Annotated in this window: 11 protein-coding genes; 5 read left to right on the top strand and 6 right to left on the bottom strand. The window is 73.5% G+C overall.

The window, feature by feature from the left end; translation table 11 throughout:
• Nucleotides 1–21: 21 nt before the first annotated feature.
• Complete coding sequence (locus tag BJP60_RS10145) at nucleotides 22–1200, top strand: ferrochelatase (protein WP_203135646.1); 1179 nt, start codon at nucleotides 22–24, stop codon at nucleotides 1198–1200.
• On the top strand, nucleotides 1197–2771 hold the full coding sequence (locus BJP60_RS10140) for an SDR family oxidoreductase (protein ID WP_203135645.1): 1575 nt from the start codon (nucleotides 1197–1199) through the stop codon (nucleotides 2769–2771). The genes BJP60_RS10145 and BJP60_RS10140 overlap by 4 nt, the downstream gene beginning before the upstream one ends.
• 42 nt (nucleotides 2772–2813) lie before the next feature.
• On the opposite strand, the gene BJP60_RS10135 is transcribed toward BJP60_RS10140, so the two are convergent.
• The 3 genes from BJP60_RS10135 to BJP60_RS10125 form a co-directional block, all read right to left on the bottom strand.
• Nucleotides 2814–3695: an NAD(P)H-hydrate dehydratase gene (locus BJP60_RS10135; RefSeq protein ID WP_238439385.1), complete on the bottom strand. Its 882-nt coding sequence runs from the start codon at nucleotides 3693–3695 to the stop codon at nucleotides 2814–2816.
• Nucleotides 3679–4479, bottom strand: a complete 801-nt coding sequence (locus BJP60_RS10130; protein WP_203135643.1) for a histidine phosphatase family protein — start codon at nucleotides 4477–4479, stop codon at nucleotides 3679–3681. Before BJP60_RS10130 ends, BJP60_RS10135 begins: the two co-directional genes overlap by 17 nt.
• Before the next feature lie 78 nt (nucleotides 4480–4557).
• Nucleotides 4558–5544, bottom strand: coding sequence for an intradiol ring-cleavage dioxygenase (locus tag BJP60_RS10125; protein ID WP_203135642.1), 987 nt, complete (start codon nucleotides 5542–5544; stop codon nucleotides 4558–4560).
• Nucleotides 5545–5753: 209 nt separating this feature from the next.
• On the opposite strand from BJP60_RS10125, the gene BJP60_RS10120 reads away from it, so the two are divergent.
• The 3 genes from BJP60_RS10120 (at nucleotide 5754) to nhaA (ending at nucleotide 11252) form a co-directional block, all read left to right on the top strand.
• Nucleotides 5754–8111, top strand: a complete 2358-nt coding sequence (locus BJP60_RS10120) for a HelD family protein (RefSeq protein WP_203135641.1) — start codon at nucleotides 5754–5756, stop codon at nucleotides 8109–8111.
• Nucleotides 8112–8204: 93 nt separating this feature from the next.
• Nucleotides 8205–9266, top strand: coding sequence for a hypothetical protein (locus tag BJP60_RS10115; protein ID WP_238439384.1), 1062 nt, complete (start codon nucleotides 8205–8207; stop codon nucleotides 9264–9266).
• A gap of 120 nt (nucleotides 9267–9386) precedes the next feature.
• On the top strand, nucleotides 9387–11252 hold the full coding sequence (gene nhaA, locus BJP60_RS10110; RefSeq protein ID WP_203135640.1) for a Na+/H+ antiporter NhaA: 1866 nt from the start codon (nucleotides 9387–9389) through the stop codon (nucleotides 11250–11252).
• Between the two features lie 6 nt (nucleotides 11253–11258).
• Here nhaA and BJP60_RS10105 read toward each other — a convergent pair whose 3' ends face one another.
• The 3 genes from BJP60_RS10105 to BJP60_RS10095 form a co-directional block, all read right to left on the bottom strand.
• Nucleotides 11259–12572, bottom strand: coding sequence for an NAD(P)/FAD-dependent oxidoreductase (locus BJP60_RS10105; RefSeq protein WP_203135639.1), 1314 nt, complete (start codon nucleotides 12570–12572; stop codon nucleotides 11259–11261).
• Nucleotides 12569–12856 (bottom strand): UBP-type zinc finger domain-containing protein, encoded by a 288-nt coding sequence (locus BJP60_RS10100; protein ID WP_442923381.1) that lies wholly within the window; start codon nucleotides 12854–12856, stop codon nucleotides 12569–12571. Before BJP60_RS10100 ends, BJP60_RS10105 begins: the two co-directional genes overlap by 4 nt.
• Before the next feature lie 245 nt (nucleotides 12857–13101).
• Nucleotides 13102–14529, bottom strand: a complete 1428-nt coding sequence (locus BJP60_RS10095) for an AAA family ATPase (RefSeq protein ID WP_203135638.1) — start codon at nucleotides 14527–14529, stop codon at nucleotides 13102–13104.
• Nucleotides 14530–14578 lie beyond the last annotated feature (49 nt).

Below are 14578 nucleotides of genomic sequence, written 5' to 3'. Positions count from 1 at the left end.
CCCTCGACCATGGAGTCTCAAATGGAAACGACCGACACCGGAATCGTCCCCTTCGCCTCGCCCGCCTCGGCAGCGGGAGCGCCTTTCGTCACCGAGCCGCAGCGCTACGACGGCATCCTGCTGGCAGGCTTCGGCGGCCCCGAGGGGCAGGAGGACGTGATCCCGTTCCTGCGCAACGTGACGCGGGGGCGCGGGATCCCGGATGAGCGGCTCGAGGAGGTCGCCCACCACTACCGGCACTTCGGAGGCGTCAGCCCCATCAACGCGCAGAACCGCGCGCTCAAGCAGGCGCTGGAGGCGGAGCTCGCGCGCCGCGGCATCGACCTGCCCGTGTACTGGGGCAACCGCAACTGGGGCCCGTACCTCGAGGACGCCGTGAGCCAGGCGGCCGAGGAGGGCAACACCCGCCTCCTCGCGTTCGCCACGAGCGCCTACAGCTCGTTCTCGAGCTGCCGGCAGTACCGCGAGGACTTCGCGCGCGTGCTGACCTCCACCGGCCTGGCCGGCACCGTCACGATCGACAAGATCCGGCAGTTCTTCGACCACCCGGGCTTCGTGGACGCGTTCGTCCCCGGCGTCGTGGATGCGGTCTCCGAGCTGTGGCGCGAGGGCGAGCCCGCGCCGCGCGTGCTGTTCACGACCCACAGCATCCCGACCGAGGATGCCCGCCGCTCCGGCCCGCGCGACCTCGACCTGGGAGAGGGAGGCGCATACGAGGCGCAGCACCGTGCGGTCGCGGAGGCCGTGATGCGGCGCGCGGCGGAGCGCGACGCGCGCATGGCGGACGTCGCGTGGGAGCTCGTGTACCAGTCGCGGTCGGGCCCCGCCTCGCAGCCTTGGCTGGAGCCGGACATCGTCGATCGCATCACCGAGCTGCCGGCCGAGGGGGTCACGTCCCTCGCGATCGTCCCGGTCGGCTTCGTGAGCGACCACATGGAGGTCATGTGGGACCTGGACAACGAGGCGCTGGAGGCGGCCGAGGAAGCCGGGCTCCGCGCGATCCGGACGCCCACGCCGGGCGTGGATCCGGTCTACGTCTCGGGGATCATCGACCTCGTCGAGGAGCGGATGGCCGCCGTGCCGCGCGAGGACCGCCCGCACGTGACCGACCTCGGCCCGTGGTTCGACGTCTGCCGTCCCGCGTGCTGCGAGAACGTGCGCGCCGGGTTCAAGCCGGCCGCGGCGGGAATCGCGCCGTGAGCCAGGGGCTCTCCTTCGCCGCCGGCGAACTCAGCACTCCGACCGGTGCGGAGGAGAGCCTGCGCGCGGTGCCGCGCCCGGACGGACAGGCGCCGCGTGTGCTGGTGCTCGGGGCGACCGGGTACCTCGGCGGGCGGCTCGTGCCGCGGCTGCTGCACGGCGGGTACCGGGTGCGCGTCCTGGCACGCTCGGACCGCCGGGTGGCGGCCCTGCCGTGGGCGGAAGACGTGGAGGTCGTCACGGGCGACGCGGCGGATTCCGAGGCGATGGATCGCGCGACGGCCGACGTCGACGTGGTCTACCACCTCGTGCACTCCATGACGAGCGGCTCCGGCTTCGCCGCCGCCGACCGCGCCATCGCGAAGAACGTCGCGAAGCACGCGGCCGCGCACGACGTCGGGCGCATCGTCTATCTGGGCGGGCTGCATCCCGAGGGCGTGCGCCTGTCCGCGCACCTCGCATCGCGCAAGGAGGTCGGTGAGATCCTGCTGGCCTCCGGCGTGCCGACCCTCGTGCTGCGCGCCGGGGTCGTGATCGGATCCGGATCCGCGTCGTTCGAGATGGTGCGTCACCTCACCGACGTGCTGCCGTACATGCCCGCGCCGAAGTGGGTGCGCAATCAGATCCAGCCGATCGCCGTGCGCGACGTGCTGCACTACCTGCTGGCCGCCGCGCGCGTGGATCCGTCGGTCAGCCGAGCGGTCGACATCGGCGGCCCCGACGTGCTGCGCTACGGGCAGATGATGAACGGCTACGCGCTCGAGGCGGGGCTGCCGCAGCGCGGCATCGCGGCGCTGCCCGTGCTGACGCCGCGGCTCGCCTCGCTGTGGGTGGGGCTCGTCACGCCGGTCCCGCGGCAGATCGCCCGCCCGCTCGTCGAGTCCCTGCAGCATCCGTGCGTGATGCGGGACCACGAGATCGACACGATCATCCCGCCGCCGCCCGCGGGTCTGACGGGGTACCGGGAGTCGGTGCGGCTCGCGCTCGCGCGCATCGAGATCGACCAGGTGGAGACGAGCTGGGTGGATGCGACGGTGGCGCGCGCCCCGAGCGACCCGCTGCCGAGCGACCCCGCGTGGGCCGGCCGCACGGTGTTCACGGATCGCCGTTCGCGGAGGACGCGCGCCGGCCGCGACGCCGTCTGGGCCGTCATCACGCAGATCGGCGGGACGAACGGCTGGTACTCGGCGCCCGCGCTGTGGGCCGTGCGCGGCTGGCTCGACCGCGTCAGCGGCGGCGTCGGGCTGCAGCGCGGCCGCCGCACCCGCGCGCGGCTGTCGGTGGGGGACGCGATCGACCTCTGGCGCGTCGAGGCGCTCGAACCGGGACGCCTGCTGCGACTGCGTGCCGAGATGTGGACGCCCGGCAGCGCGTGGCTCGAGCTCGCGGTCGACGACGCGCCCGACGGTGCCGAGTACCGGCAGCGCGCGGTGTTCTTCCCGCGCGGGCTCACGGGCCGGCTCTACTGGCTGGCGATGCTGCCCTTCCACGGGTTCATCTTCAGCGGCATGGTGAGCCGCATCGTCGCCACCGCGGAGAACGGGGCAGGGCCCGCACACGCCGGACGGTGACGGCGCGCTGAAGGCGCGGCAGCGGGCGAGCCGTCGCCGAGGTCAGGACAGATCCGCGATCAGCGCGGGGAACAGGTCGGCGAGCTCCCTGGCGAGGTAGCCGACGCCCCGGCGGCCGCGCGCGAGCTCGTCGCCCGCTGCCGCGTGCAGGTACGTGGCCCACACCGCCGCGACGGAGGGGGACACGCCCCGGGCGGCGAGGCCCGCGATCGCGCCGGCGAGCACGTCGCCGCTGCCCGACGTGCCGAGACCCGGACCGCCCGCGCGGATCCGCCACGCGGATCCGTCCTCGTCCGTCACGAGCGCCTGCGTCGCGACCGCGGCGCCGTACGTGCGCGACACCTCGCGCGCCGCGCGGCGCACGTCGGAGGGTCGGTCGGCCGCCACCTCTCCGCCACCGAGCAGCACCGCGAGCTCGGTCGGGCTCGGGGTCAGGATGAGCCGCCCGCGCAGCGGCGCGACCAGCGAGCGCCGCTCGGCGATCGCGGCGAGCGCGAAGGCGTCGAGCACGAACGCCGTCTCCTCGGGCGCCTCCTCGCCGAGCGTCTCGACGAGCTGCGCTGCCGACTCCACGTCGTCCAGGCCCGGCCCGATGAGCACGGCCTGAGCAAAGCCCAGCGACGACAGCACCTGCGTGTACGCGTCCGGCCGCACCGAGCCGTCATCCGTCTCCGGCAGGGCGATCACGCCCGCCTCCGGCACGCCGACGCCCAGCGCCGGTGCCACCGAGCGGGCGACGCCCAGGGTGATGCGCCCCGCGCCCACGCGCAGGGCGGCCACGCCGGCGAGGGCGACCGCGCCGGGGCTCCGGGCGGCGCCGCCGACGACGAGCACCGTGCCGCGGTCGTACTTCGATTCGCCGGGATCCGGCAGGGCCCACCGGCGCAGGCTCCGACGGCCGATCGCCTTAGTCTGCAACGGCACGCGACTCCTCCTCGGCGTCCTCGGGCCGCCCCGGATCGATCTCATCCAGACGAGGATCGACGTCCCTTCTGCCCGTGTGCATCGTGGTCGCCACGCCGTGCTGCGCGAGGTGGGAGACGTCGCCGACCACCACGGCGCGCCAGGGCGCTCCCGGGCGGGGGTCCGCCTCGAGGACGGTCACCGACGCGTTCGGCGCCGGCTCCTCGAGCGCGGCGCTCAGCACGCGGTGCTCGTCCCAGTCCTCGAGCACGTAGCGGATGAGGTGGACGACCGCCTCATGCGCGAAGACGACGCCGGTCGTGGCCGGTGCGGTCTTCGCATCCGCGAGGAAGGACCGCAGCCGCAGCGCGACATCCGCCCACGACTCGCCTCCGGGCGGGCGGTAGTAGAACTTGCCGAGGTGCGCGCGGCGCTCCGCCTCTGCCTCGTAGCGCGCGCTGACGCCGTGGGACGTCAGATGATCGAGCACGCCCAGCTCGCGATCGCGCAACCGCTCGTCGAGTCGGGGCGCGCCCGCCATGCCCGCGGCTTCGAGGGAGAGCCGGCCGGTGTGCGCGGCCCGGCGGTACGTCGACGTCCACACGGCGGCCTCATCGCCGACACCGTGCGACGGCAGGGCCGCGCCCAGCGCGCGTGCCTGCGCCTCGCCGGTGGCGGAGAGGGGCGTGTCGGCGTCGCGGAACGGCAGGTCGATGACCTCGTCGCCGGCCGACTCCGCGGCGCTCGCCGCCTCGTTGCCGACGCTCTCTCCGTGACGGACGATCACGAGTCGCTCGAGTCCCATCGTCCGAGCGTAGCCACGGCCGTCGGCGGCCCGGGCGAGGGTTGACAGCAGCTCGCGCGGCCCGATCCGCGGCGCCGCTCAGCCCCGCGGGCCTCCGCCTCCGGGCGCAGCGCCCGCGGTCGGCTCCGTCGACGTGTCGACGCGCACGGTGAGGGCTGCCGCATAACCCGCTGTCGCGTCTCCCGTGACGGCGGCGACCTGCAGGGCGCCGCCGTCGTCGCCGAAGACGTTGTCGGACGCGAGGGTGATCTGCGACAGGTTGCGCGCCGAACCGTCGTACGCCGAGAGCTCGTACACGGGGATGAGCGCGCTCTCGGGGAGCGCGAGCTGCGAGGTGGCGATGGCGTTCGCCGAGTCGGTGATCGCGTCGACGCTCGGATAGACCTCGAAGTGGATGTGGGGCCAACGTCCGGTGTAGCAGCCGGGCATGACCGAGGTGAAGGTGACCTGACCGTCGGCGTCCGCGACCTGCACGCCGCGCAGCCAGGTCTCGCCCTCGACGCCCGATGAGTACATCGAGTACCGGCCCTGCGCGTCGCAGTGCCACGCGTACACGGCGACGCCCGCGAACGGCGCGTCGCCGTCCTGCATGTCCGTGATGCGCAGCGTGAAGGTGAGGGGCACGCCGTCCACGGGCGCGGCGGCGCCGATGCTGGAGCGGATGTCGCTGCGGACGATGCCGGACTGCGCGAGCGCGTCCGGGCCGTTGGAGCCGTCGCCGGGGTACGGACCGGCGGTCTCGTCCGGGATCTCGGCGGCGGGCAGGGCGGTCGGGGTCGTCGACGGCGAGGCTGACGGCGACGCCGTCGCGCTCGGCGTCTCCGCCGGCGTCGTCCCGGGCGCGGTGGTGCCGGCGCTGCCCGATGCCGGAGCGCATGCCGCGAGCACCGTCGCCCCGGCCCCGAGGCCCAGCACGCTGAAGATCGCCCTGCGACTGAGCAGAGTGCCGAGGTCGAACCCCGCGCCCTGGTCGACGACCTCCTCGTCCGGGCGCGCGAGCAGCCGCCCCTTGTAGGCGGGTCCCTGCGGCGTCTGCTCGGGATCGGGGATGCGGATGTCGGGCATGCGTGTCTCCTCGCTCGATGGCGCCCGGGGGCGGCGTCATCCGGGAGTCTGGACGGCAGCGTGAGGAGCGAGCGCTGGCCGCGCTATGAGATTGCGATGAGCGCTGCGCGGGGTGCCTCGATCGAGGGAGCACGAGAGGCGGATCCGCCCGCACCTCCAGGATACGGCAGGGGTGGGGCCTTGCCGCAAGGGCCCGGTCAGGGGGCAGAATGGCCGTTCCCCTCAGCACCGGAGCCGCCGTCTTGCACGCCCACAGCACCCATCCGTTCCTCCTCGACGCGCACCCGGCGAAGGCCGATCCCGCGCTCATCGCCGCCGACATCGACCGGTTCGCGCGGATCGAGGCGAGCCTCGCGCGTCAGATCGCCGCCATCGAGGCGCGCCTGGACGAGACGCGTCGCGCACCCGCCGGCCACGGCCAGGCGGCTCTCGACCGCGACCTCGAGATCCATCGCCTGACCGCCCGCCTGCGGATGCTCCGTCGCTTCGGCCTCGATCTGTGTCTCGGCCGCGTCGTGGGCGAGCGCGGCCCGCTCTACATCGGCCGGCTCGCCCTGACCGACGAGACGGGCGAGCCGCTGCTCGTCGACTGGCGCGCTCCCGCCGCCGAGCCGTTCTTCGGCGCCACGCACGCCCACCCGATGGGGCTGACGAGCCGGCGCCGCTATCGCTGGAGCGACGGACGCATCACCGACTACTGGGACGAGGCGTTCACGGCCGAGGGCCTCGCCGAGGTCGCCGCGGGCGGAGGCGCGGCGCTCGACGATCAGTCGGCGTTCATCGCGAGCCTCGGGGCCAGCCGCTCGCCCCGCATGCGGGACGTGCTCGGCACGATCCAGGCGGATCAGGATGCGATCATCCGCGCCGGATCACGCGGGACGCTCGTCGTCGACGGCGGCCCGGGCACCGGCAAGACCGTCGTCGCCCTGCACCGCGCCGCGTACCTGCTCTATGCCGACCCGCGTCTGCAGGAGGGCAGCGGCGGCGTGCTGTTCGTCGGACCGTCGCACGCCTATGCCGACTACGTCGCCGACATCCTCCCCGGGCTCGGTGAGGAGGGTGTGCGGATCACGACGCTGCGCGACCTCGTTCCCGAGGGGGCGGCGGCCGCGGAGGAGCCGGACGCCGGCGTGGCGCACCTCAAGGCGGATGCGCGCATGACCGGCGCGGTCGACGCGGCGGTGCGGCTGCGTGAGCGTCCGCCGACGCGCGATGTGATCGTCGACACGGCGTGGGGCGACGTGCGCATCGGCGCGGCGGACTGGGAAGAGGCGTTCGGGGCGATCGAACCCGCCGCCACCCACAACGAGGCCCGCGAGCAGGCGTGGGACGCGCTGATGCGGATCATGGTGGATCGGGTGAGCGCGGCGCCGCACGCCGGGGACGCCGGGTGGGAGGACGACGGCGGGGACGCCGGATCGGACGGCCGCTGGGCGGACGAGGGGTGGGGCGACGCCGGCACGACCGCGTGGGACGACGAGCGACGCGCCGAGAGCCGGTCGGATCCGCACGAGGACGAGTTCGATGCCTACGGCCTCGCCGGTGACGACGGCGAAGAGGTCATCCGGCGCGCCCTGGCCGAGAGCGAGCGGCTGCGGGCCGCGTTCGATGCGGCGTGGCCGCTGCTGGACCCGGTCGCCCTCGTCCGCGCGCTCTGGACCGACGCTGCGCTCCTGCGGCGCTGCGCGCCGTGGCTCACCGACGCGGAGGTCGCCCGTCTGCAGCGCCCGGCCGATGCGCCGTGGACGCACCCGGATCTGCCGCTGCTCGACGCCGCGCGGATGCGGGCGGGCGACCCCGACGCCTCGCTCCGGCGGCGTCGCGCCGAGGCCGAGGCCGCCGCCGAGCGCGCCCGGATGGACGACGTGGTCGCCGACCTGATCGCCACCGACGACTCGGACATGCGCGTCATGTCGATGCTGCGCGGGCAGGATCTGCGCGGAACCCTCGGCGCGCCGACCACGCCGACCGCGCGCGACGACGGGCTGGCCGGACCGTTCGCGCACATCGTCGTGGACGAGGCGCAGGAGCTCACGGCAGCGGAATGGCTGATGCTGCTGCGGCGCAATCCCGCACACAGCTTCACGGTCGTCGGCGACCGCGCGCAGGCCCGGCACGGCTTCGCCGAGTCGTGGCGAGACCGGCTCGCCGGCGTCGGTCTGCGGGACGCGACGCTCGCCGCGCTGACGGTCAACTACCGCACGCCCGAGGAGATCATGGCCGAGGCGGCACCCGTCATCCGGGCCGCGATTCCCGACGCCAACGTGCCCAAGTCCATCCGCCGGAGCGGCATCCCCGTCCACCGCGCCGGCGTCGCCGGGCGCGACGAGATCCTCGCGGCATGGGCCGCAGCGCACGACGAGGGTGTGGCGTGCGTGATCGGCGATCCGTCGTTCCCCGGCACCGAGCGGATCCGCTCGCTGTCGCCCGAGGAGGCGAAGGGCCTCGAGTTCGACCTCGTCGTGATCGTCGGTCCGGACGCGTGGGGCGGGGGGATCGAGGGAGCCGTCGACCGATACGTGGCGATGACGCGCTCGACGCGAGAGCTCGTCATCCTCGGCGTCTAGCGCGGCGGCGGCGTCTGCGCAATGCCCTGTGAGGGAACACGCAGACACGGGTTCACTGAGGGCACGCAGGGGAATCCTGAAAGGAGCACAGCCATGAGTACTCCCATCGATCGAGACGACGCAGGGCGAAACCGGGGGGACCGCGAGCACGACACGGGCGTGACGACGGGCCACTCCTCGCCGGACCTCGACGCCGGGCGCGGCAGCGACGAGCCGACGGTCGTGCACGAGGCCACACCCGTCGACGACCGCACGACGAGCGGTGCGCTCCGGGCCGATCAGCGCGGGGACGGCGGCGACCCGCAGGTCGTGCAGCGCGACTTCGCGGATCGCGACTACGTGGCAGGCGGACCGACGGGCCGCGGTCAGATCGTCGGCGACCACGGCGACCAGGGCGTCGATCCGGATCGCGACAGGAAGGCGGCTGAGGACCGCGACGGTGACCGGGATCGGAACCGCGACCTGGACCGCGACCGCGACAGGGATCGGAACCGCGACCTGGACCGCGACCGCGACAGCGACCGCGCGATGGACCGGGATCGGGACGCCACGGTCGCGGCGCCCGTGGCGGGGGCCGTGTCGCCCGAGGCGGCGCGCAACGCGCGGCACGAGGTGGTCGAGCGTGAGAAGCAGGAGTTCGGCGGCATGAAGTTCGGGTCGGCCTTCTTCGGCTGGCTGAGCGCCATGGGCATGACCGTCCTGCTGACGGCGCTCGTCGCCGGGGCGGGGGCCGCTCTGGGACTCGGCGCCCAGGTCGACCCCGAGCAGGCGGCGCAGGAGAACGCCGGCACGATCGGCATCGCGGGCGCGATCGCCGTGCTCGTGATCCTGCTGATCGCGTACTACTGCGGCGGCTACGTCGCCGGCCGGATGGCGCGCTTCAGCGGTGCCAAGCAGGGCATCGCCGTGTGGCTCTGGGCGATCGTGATCGCGATCGTGGTCGCCATCATCGCGGCGATCGGCGGCGCGCAGTGGAACATCCTGGCGAACATCAACACCTTCCCGCGCCTGCCGTTCAGCGAGGGTCAGCTGACGACCGCCGGCATCATCACCGCCGTCGGCGCGCTGCTCGTGAGCCTCCTCGGCGCCGTGCTCGGCGGCCTCGCCGGCATGCGCTACCACCGCAAGGTCGACCGGGCCGGCTTCGGCCGCTGACCCGGCCGCCACCCACGGCGCCGTCGCGCCCGGTCTCCGACCGGCGCGGCGGCGTCGTCGCGTCCGCCCCACACCCCTCCAGTGCGCGGCAGAATACCTCTCAGACAGCGGGAGGTCGCGATGACGAGTATGAGCACGATCGGCACGGCTCGGCCGGGCGGAGCACGGCGCGCGAAGGAGTCGATCGCGTCGTGGATCCAGAACATGGGGCAGACCCGGATGGGCGCGCTGCTGCTGGTGATCGCGACGGTCATCGCCATCGTGTGGGCGAATGCGTTCGGCGATCTCTACCGCGAGTTCTGGGAGACGCACTTCACGATCGGGGTGGGGGATCTGCAGCTCGACTTCACGCTGCACGCCCTCGTGAACGACGCCCTCATGGCGGTCTTCTTCTTCACGGTCGGGCTCGAGGTGCGCCGCGAGTTCGCGATCGGCGAGCTCACCGACTGGTCGCGCGCCATGGTGCCCGTCATCGCGGCTGTCGTCGGCCTCGCCGTCCCCGCGCTGGTCTACGTCGCCATCACGGCCGGCACCGGGCAGGAGCACGCGTGGGGAGTCGTGATCTCCACCGACACGGCGTTCCTCGTCGGCGCGCTCGCGCTGATCGGCCCGCGCGTCCCCGGTCGGCTGCGGGTCTTCCTCCTGACGCTGGCGGTCGTGGACGACATCGGCGCGCTCAGCATCATCGCGCTCGTCTACACCGAGAGCTTCGACCCGATGCCGCTGGTCATCGCGGCGGTGGGTCTGGCCGCGATCTACTTCACGCGCTATCTGCCGAACGGACGCGGTCCCGTGTACGCGACCCTCGCGATCGTCGTGTGGCTGGCGTTCCTCGCCTCCGGCGTGCATCCGACGCTCGCGGGCGTGACGATCGCCCTGCTCGTGCCGGTCTACCGGCCCAATCGCCGCGACATCGAGCACGCGCTCGACCTCGCTCGCACGTTCCGGCAGTCGCCGAACACCGAGTACGCGCGCGCCGCGGCGAACAGCCTGCGCGAGTCGATCTCGATCAACGAGCGGCTGCAGAGCGCGTGGGGTCCGTACGTCGCGTACGCCGTGCTGCCGCTGTTCGCCCTCGCGAACGCGGGCGTGCGCCTGGACGGCGAGATCCTCTCGGCCGCCGTGCGCTCGCCCGTCGCGTGGGGCATCGTGATCGCGCTCGTGCTGGGCAAGCTCGTCGGCATCCTGGGTCCGGTCGCGCTCATGCGGGTCCTGGGCATCGGCGAGTTCGGACCCGGCCTCACCCTCGACCGCATCGCGGGCGGCGCGGCGCTGTGCGGCATCGGCTTCACGATCTCGCTGTTCATCATCGAGCTCGCGATCGACGATCCGGAGGTGCAGAACGAGGCACGCGTGGGCGTGCTGGCCGCGTCGGTCATCGCCCTGATCATCGCCACGATCGTGTTCCGGATCTCGGATGCCGCGCGTCCGGCGGAGGAGACCGGTCAGGTCTTGCAGCGTCCGGTCGATCCCCGGCGCGACCACGTCTTCGGCTCCATGGACGCGCCGCTCGAGATCGTCGAGTACGGCGACTTCCAGTGCGAGTTCTGCTCGAAGGCGTCGGGCGTCATCCAGGAGGTCCACGAGGAGCTCGGCGACCGGCTGCGCTACGTCTGGCGGCACGCGCCGCTGACGCGCAAGCACCCGAACGCACTCGCGGCAGCCGAGGCCTCCGAGGCGGCCGCCAAGCAGGGGCGGTTCTTCGAGTACGAGCGCAGCCTGTTCGCCGACCAGGAGCACCAGCGTCCGTCGGACATCATCCGCCGTGCGGAGGAGCTGGGGCTCGACGTCGAGCGCTTCGAGGACGACCTGCGCTCCGGGGACGTGGCGGCGCACGTGCGCGACGATCTGCTCGACGCCGAGGCGATGGACATCACGAGCGTCCCGACGTTCTTCATCAACGGGCGCCGTCACGTGGGCCCGTACGACGCGCGCTCGCTCATCCGGGCGCTCGAGGAGGCCGCCCCGAATCCGGTGCGCGGCTGAGCGGGGTCAGGCGACCGGACGCGCGAAGTCGTCGAACAGGGGCGGGGGAGGCGCGCCCAGGGTGCCCTCCGTGCCGAAGGTCTCGCTCAGGTAGCGGTGCACGAGCGTCACCGCCATGGCGCCCTCGCCGACGGCGGACGCGACGCGCTTGACGGATCCGGATCGCACGTCGCCCGCCGCGAACGTGCCGGGGACGCTGGTCTCGAGGTGGAAGGGGGAGCGGTCGAGGTCCCACCGTCCATCGAGCAGCTCGGGGGTGAGATCCGGCCCCGTCATGAGGAAGCCGCGCGGATCGCACACGATCGAGGTGTGCGTCGTCCAGTGCGTGTCGGGCACGCCGCCGATGCACACGAACACGCGCCCGGTCGGGCACTCCTCGCGCTCGCCGCGGCCGTTCTCGAGCACGATGGACTCGAGCTCCTCGCCGCCGTGCAGCTCGACGATGCGCGTGTCGGTGAGCACGCGCACCTTCGGCTCCTGCGCGATCCGGCTGGCGAGGTACGACGACATCGTGCTCGACAGGCTCGGCCCGCGCACCACGAGGGTCACGCGCGAGGCGTGCGTCGCGAGGTTCATCGCCGCCTGCCCCGCGGAGTTCGCGCCTCCGACGATGAAGACCTCCTCGCCCACGCACGCGAGCGCCTCGCTCGTGCCGGCACCGTAGTAGACGCCCGCACCGAGGAACCGGTCCTCGTTCTCGAGGCCGAGGCGGCGCCAGGCGACGCCGGTGGCGGCGATCACCGCGGTGGCGGCGATCTGCGTGCCGTCGGAGAAGGCGCTGCGGCTGCCGTGCTGCCGGATCTCGCCGCGGATCTTCTGCCGCATGAGCAGCAGCTCGGCACCGAAGGCCACGGCCTGCTGCCGCGCGCGCTCCATCAGCTCGGCGCCGCGGACGCCGCTGGGGAAGCCCAGGTAGTTCTCGATCAGGCTGCTCGAGCCCGCCTGCCCGCCGACCGCCTCGCGCTCGACGAGCACGACCCGCAGGCCCTCGGACGCGGCGTACACGGCGGCCGACAGCCCGGCCGGGCCGGCGCCGTAGATCGCCAGGTCGTACGTCGACACGTGCGGCTCGGAGATCCAACCGAGGCTCCGGGCGATCTGCTCGAGGCTCGGCTCGACGAGCTGGGCGCCGTCCGGCAGCACGAGCATGGGCAGACGCGCGGATGCCAGCGTGGTGCCCAGCGCGTCGAAGCACTCGGCATCGGAGTCGATCGGCGTCCACTCGTACTGGACGACCGTGCGGGTCAGGAAGTCGCGGATCTCGTACGTGTTGCGGTCATGCCGCCCGCCGTACAGCTGCGCGAGGCCGCGTGCGGTCACGACGCCTCCGCCCGGTCGCGCTCGGCGAGGAGAGCGCGCCATCCGAGCGGCACCCGGCCGCGCGGCCCGGGCGACGGCTGGTCGTCCGGGCGGCTCTGCGGGTCGGCGAGCACCGGGCCCTCGAACGTCGTCTCGTCGACGTAGTCCCAGAACCACGCCTCACCTGGCTCGAAGCTGCGCACGTACCGGTGGCCGGTCTGCCGGAAGTGCCCGGTGGCGTGCCGGCCGAGCGACGTGTCGCAGCAGCCGATGTGCCCACAGGTGGCGCAGCGCCGCAGGTGCACCCACCAGCCCTCCAGCTCCTCGCACTCCGTGCAGCCGGGACCGGAGGGTGCCCGCGGTCGAATCGATCTGTGACGCGCCGGTGCTGTCGCTCATGCGGGATCCCTTCGGGAGAGGGTGGGGGACGAGCACAGAATAGGGCCCGCGTGGCGTCCCGCGACAGGGGCGGCACGGGCCGCCTCGCCGAAGATCCTCCGATGATCGCGCGACGGGCCGCCGGCGGGCGTGCGGGCGGTCGCGCCGGCGCTCACCTCGTCCAGCCGAACGTCGCGCCCGCGGACTCCGGCTCGTCGTCGGCGGGCGGCGCCTCTCCGGCCGATCCGAGCAGCGAGCGCGTGAGCCGGGCGCCGGCCTCGAGCATCTCGTCGAGGGCGGCGTCGAGATCGGCGTCGGAGGCCTCGCGCCCGTCCAGGATCGCCCGCAGCAGCGCACGCCGGATGAGCTCCTTCGCAAACGAGGCGGTCACGCCCTCGGCCCGATCCGCGGCCGCGTCCAGTGCCTGCGCCGACAGCGGCGTGGACCCGCCGTACAGTCGGAACAGCCGGCGCCGCGCCGCCGCGTCGGGAAGCGGGACCTCCACGGCGAGGTCGGCCCGACCGGGCCGGGACGCGAGGGCGGGTTCGAGCAGATCGGCGCGATTGGTCGTCATCACGAAGGCGATGTCGGCGTCGCCGCCGACGCCGTCCAGCGCGTCGAGGATCTCGAACAGCAGCGGCTGCGGACCGCCGAACATGCCCCGCTCCGTGGCGACGAGATCGACGTCCTCGAACACCAGCAGAGAGGGCGACATCGCTCGTGCGAGGCGCGCCGCCTCCGCGACGTAGGCGAGCCCGCCGCCCTGCAGCAGGATCGCCGTGCGCCCCGCCGTGACCGAGGTGAGGTGCTGCACCGTCAGCGTCTTGCCCGTTCCGGGAGGCCCGTACAGCAGCACGCCGCGCTTGAGGTGCTGCCCGTGGCGCAGCAGCTCGTCGGCGTGCGCTCCGATGTCCACGACGTGCGCGCGGATCCGCTCGAGCATGCCGTCGGGCAGGACGACGCTCTCGGCGGGCACGGTGGGACGCTGCAGGAACGAGAGCCCGCCGAAGCGGTGGCCGAACTCGTCCGGCGTGAAGCTGACGACCTTGCCCCGGATCACGCTGTGCTCGTTCGCGCGACGGCGGATCTCCGCGAGCAGGGTCGAGCCGGCGTCCGCGTCGCGTGCGAGCACTTCGAGCGCGACCTCCTCGCGGCCGAACATCGGCGCGGGCGCGCGCAGGAGCACAGCGGCCGGCGCGTCGGCGTGGTGCAGGAGGTGCAGGCCGAACGCGACGGCCTGTCGTGACTCGTCGGGACCGGTCGCCACGGTCGCATACTCGACCGGGCCGGGAGCGAACGTCGAGTAGCGGTGGCGCAGCAGTCCCGGGAGATCCTCGTGCTGCTTCTCCTGCCCACCCGCCACTCCGACGACGTGCCCGCGAGGATCCTCGGCCACCAGCGTCTGGAGCGCGATGCCGACGTCCGCCAGCCGATGCGCCGCGAACGAATCGCGCGTCACCGGGAGCTCCTCGGGATCTCGCCCGAGGAACGCCTCGACGGCGTGGCCGAGCGGCGTCGGCTGCGCTTCCCGCGTGTCGGGCATCTCGTTGATCCGGCGCACGAGCCGGTGCAGGTCGGCGAGGAACTGCTCATCCGTCATGAGCTCATCCTGCCCGGCACGGACGACATCCCGCTCCTGTACCCGGGCA

It is taken from the genome of Microbacterium sp. JZ31, assembly GCF_016805985.1.
In the GTDB taxonomy this organism is placed as follows: Bacteria; Actinomycetota; Actinomycetes; order Actinomycetales; family Microbacteriaceae; genus Microbacterium.
Note: the sequence above shows the minus strand (reverse complement) of the source record. Positions and strands in the feature narration are given on the sequence as shown.

Excerpts from the sequence above, each read along its gene's own strand:
- BJP60_RS10145 (WP_203135646.1), top strand. The coding sequence starts at position 22 with ATGGAAACGACCGACACCGGAATCGTCCCCTTCGCCTCGCCCGCCTCG.
- BJP60_RS10130 (WP_203135643.1), bottom strand. The coding sequence starts at position 4,479 with ATGGGACTCGAGCGACTCGTGATCGTCCGTCACGGAGAGAGCGTCGGC.
- BJP60_RS10125 (WP_203135642.1), bottom strand. The coding sequence starts at position 5,544 with ATGCCCGACATCCGCATCCCCGATCCCGAGCAGACGCCGCAGGGACCC.
- BJP60_RS10120 (WP_203135641.1), top strand. The coding sequence starts at position 5,754 with ATGGCCGTTCCCCTCAGCACCGGAGCCGCCGTCTTGCACGCCCACAGC.
- BJP60_RS10115 (WP_238439384.1), top strand. The coding sequence starts at position 8,205 with ATGAGTACTCCCATCGATCGAGACGACGCAGGGCGAAACCGGGGGGAC.
- nhaA (WP_203135640.1), top strand. The coding sequence starts at position 9,387 with ATGACGAGTATGAGCACGATCGGCACGGCTCGGCCGGGCGGAGCACGG.
- BJP60_RS10095 (WP_203135638.1), bottom strand. The coding sequence starts at position 14,529 with ATGACGGATGAGCAGTTCCTCGCCGACCTGCACCGGCTCGTGCGCCGG.